This is a genomic window from Flavobacterium pokkalii, from assembly GCF_014596575.1.
In the GTDB taxonomy this organism is placed as follows: domain Bacteria; phylum Bacteroidota; class Bacteroidia; order Flavobacteriales; family Flavobacteriaceae; genus Flavobacterium; species Flavobacterium pokkalii.
Window position 1 is genome coordinate 129351 of sequence record NZ_NASZ01000004.1, and the last position, 20568, is coordinate 149918.

General features: G+C 34.5%; 19 protein-coding genes. 9 read left to right on the forward strand and 10 right to left on the reverse strand.

Annotation, left to right across the window (positions count from 1 at the left end; translation table 11 throughout):
* Nucleotides 1-40: 40 nt before the first annotated feature.
* On the reverse strand, nt 41-1819 hold the full coding sequence (gene argS, locus B6A10_RS04745) for an arginine--tRNA ligase (protein WP_188219913.1): 1779 nt from the start codon (nt 1817-1819) through the stop codon (nt 41-43).
* 217 nt (nt 1820-2036) lie between these two features.
* Here argS and B6A10_RS04750 point away from each other — a divergent pair, with 217 nt between their 5' ends.
* Nucleotides 2037-4403 carry an outer membrane beta-barrel family protein gene (locus B6A10_RS04750; RefSeq protein WP_188219914.1) on the forward strand — a complete coding sequence of 789 codons (2367 nt, stop codon included), beginning with the start codon at nt 2037-2039 and terminating at the stop codon, nt 4401-4403.
* 78 nt (nt 4404-4481) lie between these two features.
* On the opposite strand, the gene B6A10_RS04755 is transcribed toward B6A10_RS04750, so the two are convergent.
* From B6A10_RS04755 to B6A10_RS04775, 5 genes are all read right to left on the reverse strand, one after another.
* The gene (locus B6A10_RS04755; protein WP_188219915.1) at nt 4482-5489 is read right to left on the reverse strand and encodes a 3-oxoacyl-ACP synthase III family protein; all 1008 of its coding nucleotides are present in this window, start codon (nt 5487-5489) and stop codon (nt 4482-4484) included.
* Between the two features lie 85 nt (nt 5490-5574).
* Nucleotides 5575-5907, reverse strand: coding sequence for a YegP family protein (locus B6A10_RS04760; protein ID WP_055093399.1), 333 nt, complete (start codon nt 5905-5907; stop codon nt 5575-5577).
* Between the two features lie 100 nt (nt 5908-6007).
* Nucleotides 6008-6955, reverse strand: a complete 948-nt coding sequence (locus tag B6A10_RS04765; protein ID WP_188219916.1) for an ABC transporter ATP-binding protein — start codon at nt 6953-6955, stop codon at nt 6008-6010.
* Nucleotides 6956-7188: 233 nt separating this feature from the next.
* Nucleotides 7189-7884, reverse strand: coding sequence for an OmpA family protein (locus tag B6A10_RS04770; RefSeq protein ID WP_188219917.1), 696 nt, complete (start codon nt 7882-7884; stop codon nt 7189-7191).
* 36 nt (nt 7885-7920) lie between these two features.
* Nucleotides 7921-8397 (reverse strand): lipocalin family protein, encoded by a 477-nt coding sequence (locus B6A10_RS04775; RefSeq protein WP_188219918.1) that lies wholly within the window; start codon nt 8395-8397, stop codon nt 7921-7923.
* A 180-nt stretch (nt 8398-8577) separates the two neighbouring features.
* Here B6A10_RS04775 and htpG point away from each other — a divergent pair, with 180 nt between their 5' ends.
* The 8 genes from htpG (at nt 8578) to B6A10_RS04815 (ending at nt 16004) form a co-directional block, all read left to right on the forward strand.
* Nucleotides 8578-10464 (forward strand): molecular chaperone HtpG, encoded by a 1887-nt coding sequence (gene htpG, locus B6A10_RS04780; RefSeq protein WP_188219919.1) that lies wholly within the window; start codon nt 8578-8580, stop codon nt 10462-10464.
* A 156-nt stretch (nt 10465-10620) separates the two neighbouring features.
* Nucleotides 10621-11484, forward strand: a complete 864-nt coding sequence (locus tag B6A10_RS04785; protein ID WP_188219920.1) for a hypothetical protein — start codon at nt 10621-10623, stop codon at nt 11482-11484.
* A gap of 224 nt (nt 11485-11708) precedes the next feature.
* Nucleotides 11709-11999: a GIY-YIG nuclease family protein gene (locus B6A10_RS04790; RefSeq protein WP_188219921.1), complete on the forward strand. Its 291-nt coding sequence runs from the start codon at nt 11709-11711 to the stop codon at nt 11997-11999.
* Nucleotides 12000-12057: 58 nt separating this feature from the next.
* Complete coding sequence (locus B6A10_RS04795) at nt 12058-12582, forward strand: hypothetical protein (RefSeq protein ID WP_194431815.1); 525 nt, start codon at nt 12058-12060, stop codon at nt 12580-12582.
* Between the two features lie 119 nt (nt 12583-12701).
* A complete protein-coding gene (locus B6A10_RS04800) occupies nt 12702-13322 on the forward strand; it encodes a hypothetical protein (protein ID WP_055093415.1) in 621 nt (206 codons plus the stop codon).
* 113 nt (nt 13323-13435) lie between these two features.
* Nucleotides 13436-14719, forward strand: a complete 1284-nt coding sequence (locus tag B6A10_RS04805; RefSeq protein WP_188219922.1) for an MgtC/SapB family protein — start codon at nt 13436-13438, stop codon at nt 14717-14719.
* A 112-nt stretch (nt 14720-14831) separates the two neighbouring features.
* Nucleotides 14832-15212, forward strand: coding sequence for a PH domain-containing protein (locus B6A10_RS04810; RefSeq protein ID WP_026713135.1), 381 nt, complete (start codon nt 14832-14834; stop codon nt 15210-15212).
* Nucleotides 15213-15725: 513 nt separating this feature from the next.
* Entirely contained in the window at nt 15726-16004 is a 279-nt protein-coding gene (locus tag B6A10_RS04815) for a DUF202 domain-containing protein (RefSeq protein WP_238929363.1), read from the forward strand.
* 90 nt (nt 16005-16094) lie between these two features.
* On the opposite strand, the gene guaB is transcribed toward B6A10_RS04815, so the two are convergent.
* The 4 genes from guaB to B6A10_RS04835 all read right to left on the reverse strand — a co-directional run bounded on the left by guaB (nt 16095) and on the right by B6A10_RS04835 (nt 20561).
* Complete coding sequence (gene guaB / locus B6A10_RS04820; protein WP_026713133.1) at nt 16095-17567, reverse strand: IMP dehydrogenase; 1473 nt, start codon at nt 17565-17567, stop codon at nt 16095-16097.
* A gap of 129 nt (nt 17568-17696) precedes the next feature.
* Entirely contained in the window at nt 17697-19097 is a 1401-nt protein-coding gene (locus B6A10_RS04825; protein ID WP_188219923.1) for a DUF5723 family protein, read from the reverse strand.
* Complete coding sequence (locus B6A10_RS04830) at nt 19094-19648, reverse strand: hypothetical protein (protein WP_188219924.1); 555 nt, start codon at nt 19646-19648, stop codon at nt 19094-19096. Before B6A10_RS04830 ends, B6A10_RS04825 begins: the two co-directional genes overlap by 4 nt.
* A 49-nt stretch (nt 19649-19697) precedes the next feature.
* Nucleotides 19698-20561, reverse strand: coding sequence for a hydroxymethylglutaryl-CoA lyase (locus B6A10_RS04835; RefSeq protein WP_188219925.1), 864 nt, complete (start codon nt 20559-20561; stop codon nt 19698-19700).
* Between the last annotated feature and the right edge of the window lie 7 nt (nt 20562-20568).

Consider the following 20568-nt stretch of genomic DNA (forward strand, 5'->3'; position numbering starts at 1 on the left):
CAAAAAACGACTCCTTTTCAAAGTCGTTTCCCACCTGTTTTTACATTCTTTCCGGAACATTAATTCCTAACAAACTAAAGGCATCCGCAATGGTATTAGCCACTCTTTTAGATAACTGCACACGGAATTTTTTAATTTCTAAATCGGCTTCACCCAGGATAGGCACTGCCTGATAGAACGAATTGTATTCTTTTACCAAATCATAAGTAAAATTAGCAATCAAAGCCGGGCTATGATTTTGAGCCGCATTTTGAATTACTTCCGGAAACAATTCTAATTGTTTGATTAATTCTTTTTCTTTTTCGTGCAAAGATTCCACTTTAGCATTGTTAGAAAAATCAAAATCCGCTTTTCTAATAATTGACTGAATACGGGCATAAGTATATTGAATAAAAGGCCCTGTATTTCCGGCAAAATCAACCGATTCTTCCGGGTTGAACAAAATACGTTTTTTAGGATCTACCTTCAAAATATAATATTTCAAAGCACCCATCCCGATGGTTTTGTATAATTTGGCTTTTTCTTCTTCTGAATAACCTTCCAATTTCCCTAATTCTTCTGAAATTTGTTGAGCCGTATCACTCATATCTTTCATTAAATCATCGGCATCAACGACAGTTCCTTCACGGGATTTCATTTTTCCGGAAGGCAAATCAACCATTCCATAGGAAAGATGAAATAAGTTATCAGCCCAGTCAAATCCTAATTTTTTAAGGATTAAAAACAACACTTTAAAGTGGTAATCCTGCTCATTCCCTACCGTGTAAACCATTCCTCCTACATCCGGCATATCTTTTACCCGTTGAATAGCCGTTCCGATATCCTGCGTCATATAAACGGCTGTTCCGTCAGAACGTAACACAATTTTACGGTCTAAACCTTCGTCAGTTAAATCAATCCAAACCGAACCATCAGGATCTTTTTCGAAGATTCCTTTTTCTAATCCTATTTGAACCACATCTTTTCCTAACAAATACGTATTGCTTTCGTAGTAATAACTATCAAAATCAACGCCCATATTTTTATAAGTTGTAGCAAAACCATCATAAACCCATTGGTTCATGGTTTTCCAAAGAGCCACTACTTCTGCATCACCAGCTTCCCATTTGCGAAGCATTTCCTGAGCTTCCAAAATCATTGGAGCCTGCTTTTTAGCTTCTTCTTCCGTTTTCCCTTCAGCCATTAATTGGTTGATTTCCTCTTTGTAGGCTTTATCAAAAGCCACATAAAAATTCCCAACCAATTTATCGCCTTTCAATCCGGTTGATTCCGGTGTTTGCTCTTTTCCAAATTTTTGCCAGGCTAACATCGACTTACAAATATGAATCCCTCGGTCGTTGATGATTTGGGTTTTATACACTTTTTTTCCCGAAGCCTTGATAATTTCAGCAACCGAATAACCTAATAAGTTATTACGAACATGCCCTAAATGCAAAGGTTTGTTGGTATTTGGCGAAGAATATTCTACCATTACCGCCTTGTCATCCGGATTTGGAGTTACAAAACCATATTTTACATTATCCTTAATTCCGTTGAAAAAATTCAAATAATAAGCATCCGAAATCACGATGTTTAAAAACCCCGAAACCACATTAAACTTGGCCACCTCAGCCGCATTTTCTACTAAATAGCTTCCAATTTTATTTCCTAATTCTACCGGATTGCTTTTTATGATTTTCAACAAAGGAAAAATTACCATCGTAATATCTCCCTCAAATTCCTTACGTGTAGTCTGAAATTCAACTTTATCGATGGTTACATCAAATAAATCCTGAATCGCTTTTTTTATAGATGGCGTAAGCGCTTGTGATAATGTCATTTTGTCTTTGAATTTATAAAGTGCGCAAAGATAGTCATTATGTAGCGATTTGAAAATTGGAAAACAAGATAAATTTCCATTACTCCAAAGCATTTCCTATAAAATTTTGTAAGATTATATTTTTTTACAAAAAACAGTACTATGTATTGCAAAGTATTATCCAAAAGATATATATTTGCATTGTCAACTAAAAACAAAATCAAATAAAAATACAATCATGAAACTAAAACTTATCTTAATCTGTTTCTTTGGTAATATGATTACTATGGGAGCACAAAATTCGATTCAGCCAAATGAACTCGATCTTCTAGGCAGTATTTCAGGAAAGGTGATCGATAAAAAAACGAACGAACCGCTTCCTTTTGTGAACATTGTTATCCAGGAAAATGGCAAAATGATTACAGGCGGTGTTACTTCTGAAAAAGGATTATTTTTAATCAAAAATTTAGAATTAACGAAATACGATGTGGAAATTCAGTTCATGGGGTACAAAACCATCAGTAAATCCATCACGCTTTCTTCCAACAACAAGAACATCAATCTGAACACAATTGCTTTAGAAGAAAATGCCATCGAACTAAAAAGTGTTGAAATTGTAAGCGAAAAATCGATTATTGAACAAAAAATTGACCGAAAAGTAATTAACGTCGGGAAAGATTTGATTTCTGCCGGTGCCACCGCATCTGAAATCATGAACAACATTCCTTCGGTGAGCGTTGATCCGCAAACTAACGCTATCAGTTTAAGAGGAAATTCGAATGTAAAAATTCTTATTGACGGAAAACCTACTAATATTGATGTGGCCCAGTTATTACAACAAATTCCTTCTTCTTCTATCAAGCAAATAGAGCTGATTACCAATCCTTCGGCTAAATACAATCCGGAAGGCATGAGCGGAATGATTAATATTGTGCTGAACAAAAACAGTAAAATCGGTTTTAACGGAAGCATCAACAACGGACTCACATTTGCGATAACTCCAAAAGTGAATTCTTCTTTTGATGTAAATTATAAAAAAGGAAAAATAAACTGGTTTGCTAATTACGGATTCAATCATGGCAAATACACTAATTATGGTTATATAAACACAACCGAAGCCGAACTGGAGGATTTTCAAGACTACCGTTTTATCGACCAAAACAGCTCTCATTTAGCCAAATTAGGTTTTGATTTTTATAGGAACGAAAAAAACACCATTTCTTTCTACACCAATCAAAATTTCAATCTGGCTCATGGAAATTCGGACACCAAAATTGATTTTGTTGACCCTAATAAAGCTGATATCCATCAATTATTCAACAATAAAGTAAACAACCATTGGCAAACTTATAATCTTGATTATAAAACTAACTTTATAAAAGAAGGCCACACACTTGAATTAGAAATTAATCAACACAACGGAAACAACAAAGAAGACGCCTTTTACAGCGATCCCAGAACGAATTACATCAGTATCAAAGGCAATAATACTTTGATTAATTTGGATTATGTTAATCCGCTTTCAGAAAACAGCAAACTGGAATTAGGTGCAGAAAGCAGAATAGAAAACACTAAAAATAAATTTCTATTAAATGATGCTTATAATTCTGCCTTTAGTTACGACCGAAATATTTATTCCGTCTATGCTACTTTTTCAAAACAATGGGGAAAATGGAATGCGCAGGTCGGAACACGATTAGAACATTTTGAAGCTGATGCGTTATTTAAAAAAGTAAACGAAAGTGATGTTACTTTCAACAATACCCTTTTCAATTTTTATCCGTCGGCTTTTTTAAATTACAATCCTTCCGAAAAAAACAGCTTTAATTTGAGCTTTTCAAAACGTGTAGATCGCCCGAGTATCAACCAGTTAAATCCAATACGGGAATGGAGTACTCCGCAAATTGATTCGGAAGGGAATCCGTCTTTACAACCACAATTTACTTATTCTTATGAATTAAATTACACCCGAAAACTCAAAATTGGTTCTCTGACAACGGGAGTTTTCTTCCGAAGTATCAATTCAGAAATCACCAGAACCTTATATCAAAATCCGGATGATGTTTCTAAACAAATTTTGTCCTACGCTAATCTGAATGATAATAACGCCTACGGTTTTGAAATTTCTTCCAATTTAGATTTCACCAAATGGTATAGCGCCAATATTAGTATGGATGCTTACCACAAAAAAATAAGAGGAGTAGTTTCAGACGAATCGGTTTCTGCCAATGTAACTGCTTTCAATGCCCGAATAAACAATACCTTTAAAGCATCTAAAAATTTGCGTTTCCAATTGTTCAGCATGTACAGAGGTCGCGATTTAGGCTTGCAATTACTGGGAAAACCGATGTGGAAAACCGATTTGGGTTCCAGCCTTAACATATTAAAAGGAAACGGAACAGTTTCTCTAAAATTCAGTGATATTTTTAAAACCATGCATTATCGTTTTACAGCCGAAATTCCGAAAGAACAAAACGGACAATTTAACTGGGAAAGCCGTTCGGTTTATGTAGGTTTCAATTACCGTTTTGGCAGTGGAAAAAATAAAGCGGCACAAAGAAAAACCAGAGATCAAAACGAAGTTCAGGGTGGTGGTATGTTATAATTGTAGTTTTAAATAATTCCCTAAAAAAAAGTCCGAAGCCTGCCAACTTCGGACTTTTGATTTATAATCATTCCGGTTCTACCACTTAATGATAGCGCTCGCCCAGGTAAATCCACTACCAAAAGCCGCCAAAACCACCGTATCGCCTGATTTTATTTTTCCCTGTTCCCAAGCTTCGGTTAAAGCAATAGGCACAGAGGCCGCTGTAGTATTGCCGTATTTTTGAATATTATTAAAAACCTGTTCGTCTGACAATTGAAACTTATTTTGAATATATTGCGAAATTCTCAGATTAGCCTGATGCGGAATCAGCATATCGATATCGGAAACCCTTAAATTATTAGCTTCTAATCCCTCATTGATTACTTCTGCAAAACGAACCACTGCATTTTTAAATACAAATTGCCCGTTCATGTGCGGAAAATAACTTTCATCCTCTGGGTTATTATCTGCCAAAATATCGTTTACCCAGCGACCTCCCATTCCCGGAGCGGTTAAAACCAATTCTTCGGCGTGGATTCCTTCCGAATGCAAATGCGTGGAAAGAATTCCTTTGGTCAAATCTTCTTCACGGCTTAGTACCGCTGCTCCTGCTCCATCACCAAAAATTACCGAAACCCCGCGTCCGCGTGTGGTCATGTCCAAACCGGAAGATTGCACCTCTGAACCAATTACTAAAATATTTTTATACATTCCCGTTTTAATATATTGATCAGCAACTGAAAGCGCATATACAAATCCCGAACATTGATTGCGCACATCTAAAGCACCAACGGTTCGCAGTCCTAAGTCTCTTTGCACTAAAACTCCCGGTCCCGGAAAATAATAATCCGGACTTAAGGTTGCAAAAACGATAAAATCAATCTCATTTTTATCAATTCCGGCGCGTTCAATGGCAATCTTGGCCGCTTTTACGCCCATTGTTGTGGTTGTATCTTCTCCTTTTATAATATGCCGACGTTCCTGAATTCCGGTGCGTTCCTGAATCCAAGCGTCATTGGTATCAATAATTTTTGACAAATCGTCATTAGTTACCACAGTAGAAGGGACATAAAATCCCAGACCTGAAATTTTTGAATGATACATTTTCCAATTTTTTATATTAAAAACTAAATATAATAAAAAAACCAGTCTGTAAACTGGTTTTCTAATACTATATTCTCTGTTTTAACTAAGCTGTTTGATTATCCACAGCGGCATCCGGCGCATTTTTCTTAACCGATTCAATACCATTTTCCCGAGCTGCAACCGACTCATACATTTCGCTATTTCCTATAATCTGGCCATTTCCGGCTTTCAAATTGAAATAATGCTTCCCGTTTGTTGATTCTTTGCGATCAAAACGACCGTCTTCCTGAGAATTTTTTCTAACCGATTCAATTCCGTTGTCACAAGCCGCCAAAGTTGTATACCCCTCACTTGCTAAAATTGTCTGACCATTACCTGCTTTCAGATTAAACTGAAACTCGCCATTTGTTCTTTTTGTAATTACAAATTTTCCCATATTTTTTTTTATTTATAATTGGATTAAAATTAGAATTAAAACTTATGTCAGCTAAAAATAATAAAAAAAACACAGAAAACTCAGAAAACTCAGAAAAAAATCAACAAATCTTCAGATTCACTTCCTGATTAAATTCTAAAGGAGCTTCATGTTCGAAGAAAATAACTTTTCTATCAAAAACCGCTTTAATCAAATAATAACCGCCTTTGAAATACGATTGTTTAACCAAAACATTCATAATTCCTTTTTCATCCACTTTTAACTGATGCGGATAAAGCAAAAGCAATTCGTCGTCTTCTTCGCTTACATTAATGAGTTGCGACAATTTCAATTCGTTTACTTCTCCAAAAAGCGAAGCGACATATTTATTAATTGGATTGTTGTACAAATTATACGAATCGGCTTTATCAACCATTTTTCCATTTTGCAACACAATGGTTTCATCGGCAAAAGAAAGCGCATCGGTACTGTCGTGCGTAGCCACAATACAGGTAATTCCCTGCGCTTTTAAATAAGCAAATAAATTACGACGCAGCGCATTTTTCCTGAAATTATCAATATGACTAAAAGGTTCGTCAAGCAGTAAAACTTCCGGTTCCAAAGCCAAAACTCTCGCCAAAGCCACACGTTGTTGCTGCCCTCCGCTCAAGTATTTAGCCTTCACATCCGCATAATCAGTCATTTCTACAATTTCCAGTAGTTCCCGAACGCGGGCTTTTTTCTTTTCAGGATGGATATTCGACAAATATTTACCTACATTCTCTGCCACGGTTATATAAGGCATCAGGTCAAAATCCTGCGAAAGATATTTCATAAAAGGCATTCCCGGTACCAAATTAAAACTGGTTCCTAAAACCTCTGTTTCATTCCAAAAAATCTGTCCCTGATCCAAATCATACAAACCGTAAATCAATTTTAGCAAAGTGCTTTTTCCACAGCCACTTTCGCCAATTACAGCAATGTTTTGTCCTTTTTGAACAGAAAATTCGATATTTTGAACTACTGGTTTTTCGGTATAACCAAAGGAGATATTTTGAACTTGAAGCATTATAAAATGAATGTTTTTTTTGAAAGTACAAAGATAGATTTCTTTGATATAAAAAAATATTGAAGATCATAAATATCTTTAAAAAAATCTCTTTGGTAAAGGTCTTGAAAAGAAATAAAAAGTTACCGCAGATTCGCAGATTAATATAAAAAAATCTGCGAATCTGCGGTTAAAAACAAAAAAGTCGCTCCTAAACGGAACGACTTTTCTATGTATTGGTAAAAAACTAATAACTAGTTTCCTGCTTCTTTTTCAGCGTCGGCTTTCATTTTAGCATTTGCTACGATAGCAAATTCTACACGACGGTTTTGCGCTCTTCCATCTACAGTTCCATTATCTGCAATTGGGTCCGCAATACCCATTCCCTGAATATTAAATCTGCTTGAAACAAGACCTTTAGCAACTAAGTAACTTTTTACCGAGTTAGCACGCTCACCAGACAATTTTAAATTATAATCAGCTGAACCAGTACTGTCAGTATAACCATAAATCGTAATATCAGTATCCGGATATTCGTTAAAAACAGTCACTAATTTGTCTAAATTATTTTTTGCTGTTGCAGTCAAAGTCGATTTGTTAGTATCAAAACGCACTGCATTTTCGTTTAAAACTAATTTAATTCCTTCCCCAACGCGTTCTACGTCAGCTCCCGGAATAGCCTGGTCAATTTGCCTGGCTTGTTTGTCCATTTTGTTACCAATAACACCACCGGCAACTCCACCAACAACTCCACCAATTACAGCTCCCATAGCTCCTTTTCCTCCTTTTCCAAGGTTATTTCCCAAAATTCCTCCTAAAATAGCTCCACCGGCAGCTCCGATAGCAGCTCCTCTTTGGGTTTTATTTGTATTTTTTAACGATTCACAACTTGTAAAAAGAGAACCTAAAACCATTACTAAAGCTAATGCAACTACTGATATATTCTTCATAACTTTCTGTTTTTTTTTATTATTTTTTAAAAAGGCTTAGTTAACACGTTGAAATTGATAAACCACATCAGTTAATTTTCCTCCAACATCAATTCGGTCAACCAATTGGAAAGAACTTTCGGTTAAATTAGCCACACGTAACACATAACCATCTCTTACTTTTTTAGCTTTTTCGCCAGCATCTAAAATTTTCATTACAAATTCCCCGTTGCTATTTACAAACCAGGTAATTGGCGAACTAAAAACAGGACAATCGTACTTTGTTAAAGCCATATTTCCTTTGTTGTTATTGGAAACAAATTTCCAAGTACTTCCTTCAAAACATTTTGAATCAGCTAATTGAAAAGAATTGACTTTAATGTAGTCAGAACCCGGATAAGAAACCGAACTAATTACCCAGTTTCCTTTAACTCCTGTTTGAATGTTTCGATCCAATTTAGTCGCTGTTACCGAAGATGTTTTACAAGAAAATAACGCCAGCGCAATTGCTGTAACCAAAATTATTTTTTTCATCGTTTATCGTTTTTATATTAAACTTAGGCAAAGATACAATCTAACTTACAAATTTTATTTCAAAATCCCCTTATTTTATTATAAAATTTAAGGATAAGACATTTTGTCACACTCAAGCAAATTGGTATTTTATTTGAATAAAAGCCTAACAAATTGTAAAACACTTTAAAAATTTTAAATATGACAACTGGAAAAATTAATGTGTCAGTGGAAAATATTTTCCCACTTATTAAAAAGTTCTTATACAACGATCACGAGATCTTTTTACGTGAATTAATTTCGAATGGAACAGATGCAACTTTAAAATTAAAACACCTGACCAACATTGGTGAAGCCAAAGTAGAATATGGCAATCCAATTCTTGAGGTAAAAGTTGACAAAGAAGGCAAAAAATTACACATTATCGACCAAGGTATTGGGATGACAGCCGAAGAGGTAGAAAAATACATCAACCAACTGGCTTTTTCTGGTGCTGAAGAATTCCTTGAAAAATACAAAGACACCGCTAAAGATTCCGGAATTATTGGACATTTTGGTTTAGGTTTCTACTCGGCTTTTATGGTGGCTTCAAAGGTAGAAATCATAACTAAATCATACAAAGACGAACCAGCTGCTCACTGGACTTGCGACGGAAGTCCGGAATTCTCCCTTGAACCGGCTGACAAAACCGAGCGCGGAACTGAAATTATCCTTCATATTGCGGATGATTCTTTAGAATTCTTAGAAGATTCAAAAATCAGCGGATTATTGAACAAATACAATAAGTTCATGCCTATTCCAATTAAATTTGGAACCAGAACGGAAACACTTCCTAAACCGGAAGATGCTCCTGAGGATTATGTAAATGAAACGGTTGAAACAGATAACATCATCAACAACCCAAATCCGGCATGGACTAAACAACCTTCTGATTTAAATGACGAAGATTACAAAACGTTCTACCACGAATTGTATCCAATGCAATTTGAAGAGCCTTTATTCAACATTCACCTGAATGTAGATTATCCGTTCAACCTAACGGGAATTTTGTATTTCCCAAAATTAGGTTCGGATATGCAAATTCAAAAAGACAAAATCCAATTGTACCAAAATCAGGTTTTTGTAACGGATAATGTAGAAGGAATCGTTCCTGAATTCTTAACAATGTTAAAAGGAGTAATTGATTCTCCGGACATTCCGTTGAACGTTTCCCGTTCCGGTTTACAGGCTGACGCTGCGGTGAAAAAAATCTCCAACTACATCACCCGTAAAGTTGCTGATAAGTTGAAATCTTTATTCAACGAAAACAGAGCCGATTTTGAAGCCAAATGGAACGACATCAAAATTGTTCTGGAATACGGAATGCTTTCTGAAGATAAATTCTACGAAAAAGCAGGCGCTTTTGTTTTGTACCCAACGGTTAATGACAAATATTACACCCTTGACGAATTAAAAGAAAACCTTAAAGACAAGCAAACCGACAAAGACGGAAAATTGGTTGTTTTGTACGCAGGAAACAAAGAAGCACAACATTCTTACATCCAAATTGCTGAAGAAAAAGGTTACGAAGTTTTGCTTTTAGATTCGCCAATTATTTCGCATCTAATTCAAAAATTAGAAAATGATAATAAAGATTTGACTTTCGTTCGTGTCGATTCAGATCATATTGATAATTTAATCAAAAAAGACGAAACACCAATTTCAAAATTGTCTGAAGACGAGCAAAACAACCTAAAAACAGCTGTAGAAGCGGTTGTTAACAAGCAAACTTATACCGTACAACTGGAAGCTTTAGACAGTCAGGCAGCGCCGTTCATGATTACCCAACCGGAATTCATGCGCAGAATGAAAGAAATGAGTCAAACCGGCGGTGGCGGAATGTTCGGAATGGGTAATATGCCGGAAATGTACAATTTGGTAATCAACACCAACTCGCCTTTGGCATCTACCATTTTAAATACGGAAGACAAAGCAAATCAGGAACACTTGGTAAAACAAGCTTTGGATTTGGCCAAATTGTCTCAAAACCTGTTAAAAGGAGAAGCCTTAACTACTTTCGTAAAACGTAGTTTTGATTTAATAAAATAGTTTATTCGGTTATTTGTTAATTCGTTTAACGGATAAATCACAAAACCTGCTGGTGCAAACCGGCAGGTTTTTTTGTTTTAGGAATAAATTAGAATTACATTTTGTAAGAATATTTTAATATATTTGAAATTATATAATAATTTAAATTGACTTTAAATGAAATATACTTTCCTTATTTTAATACTTTTTATTCCATTAATAGGGTTTTCTCAAATGCGTGAACGTTTAAATTCCACAGATTTAAAGAGATATGAGTTTAAAGGAAAAGTTAGAGAGGTAATACATAAAGAGTATGAACCTATATTTTCAAACGATTCAACTTATACCCTTGAATTATATGATTTTCTTGGTTTCCATAATTACAGGTTTGAATTTAATGAAAAAGGATATTTAAATATGAAAACTGAATTGAGAAAGAAAAAAGATTCAATAATTTCTTCTGCAGTTTGGAAATATAAGTATGACTTAAATAATCGAATTCAACATGAAAACAGAATATCTTTCGAATATTCAAAAGACACAATGACTTGGAACTACAAATATTTTGGAGATTCAATTGTCAACATTCAACAACTTGATAAAACGTACAAAACACTTTATTATACCTACAAACAAAAAGGAGACTTAGAATACTTAAATCATGCAAATTCTGATAGTTCTTACGTTACAAAAAGACTATTTGCATATGACAAACAAAATAGAATTGTCCGCTTTGAAGATTATGAAAATAAGAACTATATCCAAAATTTAATATTAACCACTTACAAAGACAGTACATCTAGAAACAAGTTTAAGGAAATAACAATTCGTACTAAATATAATAATAGTTATTACAATGAATTTGAATATGATAAAAATACAATCACAATAAAAACTGCTAATTTTTCCGGTTATGAATCTTATGTAAATAAGCATGAATATACATATGACAAAGAAGGAAATTGGATTGAGAAAAAAATTTTTAATCCTTCAGGAAAACTTGTAACAGTATTTAAACGAGAAATTAAGTATTATAAATAAACACCAGATAGAGGAAAACATTTCTGTAACCACAATGATTTTTTTACAGATTTACTGCTTGAGATTGCTTCGTTCCTCGCAATGACACACTTGGCGCAAAGTCATTGCGAGGAACGAAGCAATCTCACTAGAAAAAGCAAATCTAATAGCATGTCGTGAGTAATCTCACTAAAAAGAGTAAATCTGATCACTCAATAAAAACTAAAAAAACATGAAACCAGGATTTGTATACAATTACCAATAAATATCAAACGGTAGTTTATGTTGGTGTTACATCAAATCTTCCACAAAGAATTTTAGAACATAAAAACAAGAAATACCCAACATCATTTTCAGCCAGATACGATGTAAACCTATTAGTTTACTACGAGCAATTTCAATGGATCGAAGATGCTATAGCTCGGGAAAAACAAATAAAAGCAGGTTCCAGAGCTGCCAAAAACAAATTGATACAATCTATCAATCCAACATGGAAAGATTTATTTGACGAAATCAAAGACATAATGACTGAATAATGATTAGTTAAAAATTTAAAATCCAAATCAACATAACAAACCTTCAAACAAAACAACCATGAAAAAAACTTTTTACATTATTACCCTTTTACTAATCAACATTTGTTCAATCTCCTGTTCGAATGACGATGATTTAAACTATCAAAATGATTTTGAGAAAAGCAAAAGCGCCTGGCTGGATTTTAAAGCATCCTCTAACAATTCTTATCAGTATGTAGTATCTGGAAGCTCTTTTGTATTACCTTCTCATTGGGAAATAACCATTACTGTTTCAAACGGAATTGTAATTCGAAGAGATTTTACATATATAAATGCTCCCGAAAGCATATCTGAAGAAGAAAAAAATTGGACTGAAAATGAAAACGAAATTAATACTCATTCCTCTTTTATAGCTGCAAGTCCTATAACATTAGATGAAATCTATACTAAGGCAGAAAAGGATTGGCTTATAAAAAGGAAAAACACGAGTACTTATTTTGAAACCGAAAACAACGGACTCATTTCAACTTGCGGTTATACTGAAAAAAACTGCATGGATGATTGTTTTATTGGTATAAAAATAAAAAGCATTACAAGCTTATAAAGTTCAATCAAAAAATCAAATAGTACGAAATCCTAATCCATAAGCTTTTCATTAGCAAATATTTTCAACAATAAAATTTTAAAAATCACTAAATTAGTACTGAACAAATTCCAGTAACGATGAAAATTTGCTGCTTTTTTATTCTTCTGCTAAGTTTTCAGTCCTGTGCCACAAAAAAATACACTCACATCAGGCAATGGACAGAGGGAATACATTGGGCAACGGAAAAAAAATACCGAATCAGTCAAAACTCAAAAAAACTTTTATACACTAAGGAATACCTTTTTACCCGAAACGGACGTATCAAATATTCTAAAACAACCGACTCGCTTGGTAATCTTATCCAAGAAACCCAAAAACGTTTATGGTTTGTGGTAGAATCCTATCCGGACAAAGAAAATTATTATTGTAAAACCCGATGGAAACCGGGACAAAGGGAACGAATTAGCTGTTATACCCGTAAACAATTCAAACAAAACGAAGCCATTTACCAGTACAATCCTGATGGAACTATTGCCAAAATAACAGACCGCTTCCCTCCTTTTTTTACCCATTTTTTTGATTACAAACATAACTATCTTTCCAAAATTAGCATCAAAGCTGTAAATGACAGTTTGATTGATGAAATTCAAATCCATTGCATCAACAAAGATGAAAAGGGAAATTGTCTCAAAGAAATCCGCCAATATTCTAAAAGCAGCCTACAGGAAGAAATTGACTTTTACCCAAAATACCAATAACAAAATAACGCTCACTAAAGAAAAATTTTCAAATCTGTTAGAATTTTTAACAACATAAATCTAAAAAGGATGTAATTTTAAGATACTTTTTCGTCTTTATACCCAACACAACAATGAAAGAATCTAGTGAACTTATCGATATATTACCACCGGATTTAATCAAATTTATTCTGGTAGCCTTATTTTCTCTGCTCATCGGGCTGGAACAACGCCGCCAATTTATAAATTCCAGTTTAGGAAGTCGTTTTGGAACCGACAGAACTTTTACGCTTATCGGAATTTTAGGATTCATTCTTTACAAGCTTGACCCTGCTAATTTAATCCCTTTTCTGGGTGGCGGATTGATTTTAGGCTTATTTCTCTCCGTATTTTATTTCACCAAAAGTTTCCTTCAAAAGGAATTTAGTATCACTTCCATAGTAGTCGCTCTTATTACTTTTTGTTTAGCTCCGCTAATTTATACACAAGCCGACTGGTTAGTAATCCTCATTGTCGTTTCTGTTTTAATTTTAGTCGAAATCAAAGAAACTTTATTTAATTTTTCAAAAAAAATTGACGACAATGAATTCATCACACTGTCAAAATTCCTAGCCATAGCGGGAGTAATTCTTCCTTTGCTGCCTAACACACCTATATCAGAAACTATTTCTATTTCGCCCTATAAATTTTGGCTGGCTATCGTAGCGGTTTCAGGTATTTCCTATTTTAGTTATTTGTTGCAAAAATTTGTTTTCCCGCAATCCGGAATTATACTCACCGGAATTCTCGGCGGATTGTACAGCAGTACTGCCACGACTTTCATTTTGGCTAAAAAAAGTAAAGAATCCGACGAAAATTATAAAATAACAGCCGCAATTATTCTCGCCACAACAATGATGTTTATTCGTATTTTCATCCTGGCTTATCTCTTTAATAAATCAATAGCGATACAACTGGCACCGGGTTTAAGTTTGCTCGCTGTACTCTCGGCTGCCATTGGTTTGTATTTTATCTGGCTGGATCAAAAACAATCCAAAACTACGAAACAGCAGTCTGAAATTAAAGCAATGTCCAATCCTCTGGAATTTAGAACTTCATTGTTTTTTGGTGTTCTTTTTATTGTTTTTGCCTTACTTACCAGTTTTGTAAACAGCCAATACGGTACTTCGGGAATTCAAATTTTATCCTTTGTAGTCGGAGTTACCGATATTGATCCTTTTATTATTAATATTTTTCAAAGCAAATGGAACATCAGTGAAGGAATTTTAGCTACTGCTGTTCTCAATGCCGTTACAAGTAACAATGTTTTGAAAATGATTTACGGCATTAGTCTTTCGAAAAAAAACATCAGAAAGCCCATCCTGATTGGTTTCAGCATTTTAATTCTAACAGGATTGTTATGCTCTTTTATTTTTTAGAATTTAAAATTGACTCACGCTTTTCAGCTTAATAATTTTCTTACCAATATTATTTTTTCAATATCTTTGATAAAAGAAACACTAGTCATTAATTAACAACTACAATAAAATTATGGGATTATTTTCAGCATTACTTGGAAACGCAGGAACGGTTAGCCAGGAAGAATTACTAAAAGATTACAGCAAATTACTAATTGCCGGTGAGGAAATCGAAATGGGTTTTAAACTCATCAGAGATGTTTTTATTTTCACCAATAAAAGACTAATTTTAGTTGACAAACAGGGAGTAACCGGAAGCAAAATTGAGTACAAATCGATTTCATACAAAAGTATCAGCCGTTTTAGTATTGAAACTGCTGGAACTTTTGATTTGGATGCCGAATTGAAAATTTGGGTTTCCAGCGAACAAACTCCCAGTATCCGAAAACAATTTAACAAATCGGTTAATGTTTATGATGTACACAATGTTTTAGCCACTCATGTTTTAAAATAAACCGAATAAAAACAAAAAAGCTAGCTGTCTAAGTCAACACTCCGACAGCTTTTTTTTATCATTTAAGCAAAAAATTATCTGGAATAATATTCTATTCAGACAAGTAAACCTCCAATAAATCACAACATCCTTTCGTTTAATTTTCATTGCATCTACAGATTCTTATTAAACCGTTAGCATTTCTAAAATTTTTTATATCATAATTAAAAAAAGTTCACTTCAGAAGTACTTTAGTAAATACGTAAAAAATCAGTAACTTAGTAAACATTGTTAACTTGTAACAACTATAGCATTTACAATAGTAACTATAAAACGAACTATTAAAAATAGAATCGCTAAACAAAGTACTCATAAGAATTTCAATTTGTTTCAGTAAAAATTAATTCAAAATGTAGATTATGAGTTAAATCACTTTTTATCAAACTGTATCATTTTTTTCTTTATTCTATGAAAAAGATAATCAAACAACTCGTCAAATTCACAGGTGACTACGTAAATAAAGAAGAAATCATTTTGCGTGATCACTTAGCCATTGAACGCACAAAACTGGCAAATGAAAGAACCTTGCTCACTTATATCCGAACCTCTATTTATCTGGTTCTTGGGGGCATGGCCTTTTTAGGAATGCAGGATTTTGAAGAAATCAGATATATGGGACATTTGTCCCTGTCTTTAAGTTTTATACTCTTGGTTATAGGAATCGTTCGCTTTATTCAACTAAAAAGACATATTAAAGCGATGTACGAACCTATTTTGGCAAAAGAAATAAAAGAGGCGACCGAAAATAAATAACCTTTCTAAAATCCCTCTAATTCAGAAACAAAAAAAGCTGTCTAAGTCAAAAACTCAGACAGCTCTTTTTTTTATCATTTAAGCTAAAAATTATCTGGAATAATTTGGTGCTTCTTTAGTAATCGTTACGTTGTGAGGGTGACTTTCAGAAATTCCGCTTGAAGTCAAACGTACAAAACGCCCGGTTGCCTGCAAAGTAGCAATGTCTTTAGCTCCGCAATAGCCCATTCCGGCACGTAAACCACCGATGAATTGCAACATACTTTCGTTTAATTCTCCTTTGTAAGGCACACGACCTACAATTCCTTCCGGAACTAATTTCTTCACATCGTCTTCTACATCTTGGAAATAACGGTCTTTAGAACCTGTTTGCATCGCTTCCACAGACCCCATTCCTCTATATGATTTGAATTTTCTTCCTTCAAAAATGATTGTTTCACCCGGAGATTCTTTAGTACCTGCCAAAAGCGAACCTAACATCACACAGTCAGCTCCGGCAGCAATTGCCTTAGGAATATCTCCAGTATAACGAATACCACCATCAGCAATTACAGGAACTCCTGAACCTTTAATTGCAGCTGAAACTTCTAAAACAGCAGAAAACTGAGGAAAACCAACTCCGGCAACCACACGAGTTGTACAAATAGAACCTGGTCCGATTCCAACTTTAACCCCATCAGCTCCGTTATCCACTAAATATTGAGCCGCTTCCGGTGTAGCAATATTTCCAACTACAACATCTAAATCAGGGAATTGGGCTTTTACTGCTTTTAACACATCCACCACTCCTTTGGTATGACCGTGAGCTGTATCGATAATTACCGCATCCACACCAGCATTTACAAGTGCTGTTGCTCTTTCAACCGCATCAGCAGTAACTCCTAAAGCAGCAGCTACACGCAAACGTCCGTATTTATCTTTATTAGCGTTTGGTTTTTGATTCAATTTAGTAATATCTCTAAAAGTAATCAAACCTACTAATTTATTGTCTTTGTCAATTACAGGAAGTTTTTCGATTTTATGACCTTGCAAAACGACTTCTGCTTCCACTAATGAAGTTCCTTCAGCAACTGTTACCAGATTTTCGCTAGTCATTACCTCAACAATCGGACGAGAACTGTTTTTCTCAAAACGTAAATCACGGTTTGTAACAATTCCTTTCAAAGTTTGATTTTCATCAACAACAGGAATCCCTCCAATACCAAATTCTTTCATTGCAGCTTTTGCATCAGCAACAGTAGCCGAAAGAGGTAAAGTTACCGGATCGATAATCATCCCTGACTCTGCACGTTTTACTTTACGCACTTTAGCAGCTTGCTGCTCGATAGTCATGTTTTTATGTAAAACACCAATTCCTCCTTCCTGAGCCATAGCAATAGCCATAGAACTTTCGGTTACTGTATCCATAGCAGCAGATACAATAGGAACGTTAAGTGTTATGTTTCTTGAGAATTTTGTTTGGATACTCACTTCGCGAGGAAGCACTTGTGAGTAATTAGGAACTAATAATACATCATCGTAAGTTAAACCTTCACCGATAATCTTTGAATTGTGTGCTATCATGTTGCAATTTCTAGTTGAATTGCGTGCAAATATAGCAAATTATTTTAATTTATTAAAATTCAGAATCCAAATAAATTTCACAGCCTGAAATATCTCAAAACAATACCGCTTTAAAAATTCTCATCAAAATCAATAAGGAGGTTCGTTACTATCTGCAAAAATAAAATTAAAGCCAAACTGAAAAGAAAGACTCTTAGCCTTGGATACATCCCGATAACCCAATAAATTATCGCCCATAAAATACAGATTAAACTTCCCTAAAGTAGCTGACATTCCCAATCCAATATTCGTATAAGAATAAGAATCCAAAGTATAAGTTGCTTTCAACTGTAATTTGTCTGAAACATTTCTTTGATAAAAACCCGTAAGAGCTGTAATAGGCGTTCGTGGCGTACTCATCATAAAAAGCTGAGCTCCAACTGAATTTTTATATTTTTTCTCTCCGGCATAACAATTACAATCTTCCTCGCTGCTAATTCCATAAGAATATTTATAAGAAGCATTCAATTTTATTGGCCTCCAGGTGGTGTATTTATTATATAATGTGTCTAACTTAACTGCATCCTGAAAATCACTATACACACCATCCGGGTCATCTGAACCAGTAAATCCCGGATTGATTCCTTCATACTTATAATAACCTTTATAAGTAAAGTTTTCCACATCCTTTGAGTGACTCACAAAACCAACATCCAGAATACTGGCTGTAATTTGCGTATTTTTTTTAGGATAATAAGTAAACCCCAAATCAAAACCAAGTCCCATATCACTGCCAAACAAAAGCTGTTTACGAACATCAGTCGCAACATCTCCATTGTAATCTTCGTCAATATATTTTGAAATTCCCGAAGTATTCAAGGTTAAATTTGAATTAACTATTTGCTCATATATTGTCGTATTAGCATTTCTGGTTAAAATATATCCCGAATTGTGGGTAGAAGTTGCATTGAATCCGCTGAAGTAAATTTTCCCACGGGCGCCCACAATTAAATTATCAGCGATATTTTTATGATAACCAATATGTAATACCGAAACCGTTTCGGCTTTCACACTTAAATCAGACAAATCAAATGATTTTGCAATATAATTTTGATTACCGTCCAAAGCCAAAATAGCCAAATCCTTAGGCATATAGCTCCAAAAGTCGAATTCCTGATACAAACCAAAGGACAAATACCCCTTGTCTTCCAACCAATCCCCTAATTTCACACCGCCATTAAAAATTTCGATTTGCTCATTCAGCGCACCATGATCATTTCTATTGGTTGCATAAACTACCTTTCGCAACTTCTGATTGAAATCGACTCCGTCATTGGCAAACAAATCATACATTGAAAAACCAGTAGATCCAACTTTGAACGAAGTTCCCGAAAGCAACGGAACTCCAAAATAAAATTTATACTTAAAATCGGCTCCGGGATTTAACATTAAAGATTGCGGAACCGAAGTCATATTATACAATACTTGCTTATTTTGAGAAAAGCAATTTGCAACTACCACTAACAACAAGAATAAAAAAACTTTTCTCATTGTATTTCCATATAAACTGTGGCACTTGAACGCAAAATTAAATTCCCGGGACTATTTTCATCCAAAACCGGTCCAGGTTTCATTGCAACCATAAAACGCATTTTTCGGGTACTTTTAAGCAATTCTAATCTTGCGTTTTGAAAAATTTCTGTTTGCGAAATAGTATTGGCTGTTCCGGAATAAGCAGGAACATCCATCGTAATTGTGGTCAGCATATTATCATTGGCATCCAATAAAACAATATTTAATGAAAAGGCACGCGCAATAGTATTGGTAATTTCAAAATAAAAATCGGCTCTTTGCAGATAACTGTTGATGTATTTATCTCTAAAAACATCAAATTCCTCATCGTCATAAGCCCATTGATAATTAGTTCCATCACTAGCTACAAAAGCAGTTGCCGGAACATTAAAATAGCTAAAATTAAGCTCATAAACCGGTTCCAGCCTCAAATCGTTCAACTGATTAAAATCTAAATCACTCGAACAGGAAAAATGTACACCTACAAGAAGCAACAAACAAATAATTTTACTTAAAAAATACTTTTTCATTTCTGAACCTTATTTAGGTAATTCTAAAAATTTCATTTCAAAACGATTTCTAATAATAGGTTTGAAAAATTTTGGAAGCTTCGTTATACGCACTTTCAAAACTCAACGGATTTAAATTCAAAGTTTCCTTATTAGCCGTAAAATAAGACAGTAATTTTTCGGTAGGCATATTTCCGGTCAATTCGTCTTTTGCCATTGGGCAACCTCCAAATCCCTGAATGGCGCCGTCATATCTTCGGCAGCCGGATTCATAAGCCGCTTCAATTTTCTCAAACCATTTATCATAAGTTGTATGCAAATGCGCTCCAAACTCAATTTGAGGATATTTCGGAATTAAATTGGAAAACAGATAACGAATTACTTCAGGAGTCGAACTTCCAATGGTATCCGACAAAGAAAGAATTTTAACTCCCATTGCCGCTAATTTTTCCGTCCACTCTCCTACGATTTCCACATTCCATGGATCGCCGTAAGGATTTCCAAAACCCATTGACAAATAAGCCACCACTTCTTTTTGATGTTTATCAGCAATTTCCAGAATTTCCTGCATACTCACAATCGATTCTGCAATAGTTTTATGCGTATTACGCATCTGGAAATTTTCAGAAATAGAAAAAGGAAAACCCAAATATTGTATTGGTTCAAATTGAGCAGCCATCTCAGCTCCTTTGGTATTGGCAATGATAGCCAAAAGTTTGCTGCTGGTTTTAGACAAATCCAATTGCTCTAAAACTGCAGCAGTGTCCTGCATTTGCGGAACTGCTCTTGGCGAAACAAAACTACCAAAATCTATGGTATCAAACCCCACACGCAGCAAAGCCTGAATATAGGCGACTTTCTTTTCCGTAGGAATAAAACTTTTAATGCCTTGCATGGCATCACGCGGACATTCGATAATTTTTATTGGTTCCATAGTTTCC